The organism is Herbiconiux daphne, from assembly GCF_024979295.1.
In the GTDB taxonomy this organism is placed as follows: domain Bacteria; phylum Actinomycetota; class Actinomycetes; order Actinomycetales; family Microbacteriaceae; genus Herbiconiux; species Herbiconiux daphnes.
The window spans coordinates 1-514 of the sequence record NZ_JANLCJ010000840.1; the positions used below are offsets into that span (position 1 = coordinate 1).

General features: G+C 39.7%; 1 protein-coding gene. It reads right to left on the reverse strand.

Translation table 11 applies throughout. The features are described 5' to 3' along the window. On the reverse strand, positions 1 to 366 hold a 366-nt coding region (locus N1032_RS27975), incomplete at its 3' end, for a hypothetical protein (protein WP_259544009.1). Positions 367 to 514 lie beyond the last annotated feature (148 nt).

Genomic DNA, 514 nt, shown 5'->3' on the forward strand with positions numbered 1-514 from the left:
TAATCCATTGGCAAGTAATTGCTTCAGTCGATTATCAATCTGCTCTTTGGTTAGACGTTCTTTATCATCCATAATCACTTCAACACTAGAAGCTTTAGGTACAACAAGTTCAAGTACAGTCTTAGCTGCTTTGAAACGAAGGTCAGGGTGCATATCTGGGTCTTGAGCCATATCCATTAAGATTTCTTCCATACTCATACCATCTTCTGTGCGAGCCTGAACTCTATCAAGAAACTTCTGGGTCATTTTATTACGTGAACCTTTTGGTCGACCCGGACCTGCTTTATTCACGATTTTACCAGTGGTCTGACAACGACCATCAACAATGTTGTCATAATCAATTGGTTTGCGATTACCTTCAGCCACTGTTACCTCCAAGGATTTATCAAAATTAATATCTGGTCCGTTAGGACTATCAGTACGTACATCGTTTAACAGCGAGTAGGTACAGTCTTTATATACACTGAAGTAAAGGAAACGGTTGACAGGAGTAATTCATGTGTACACTGAGAAA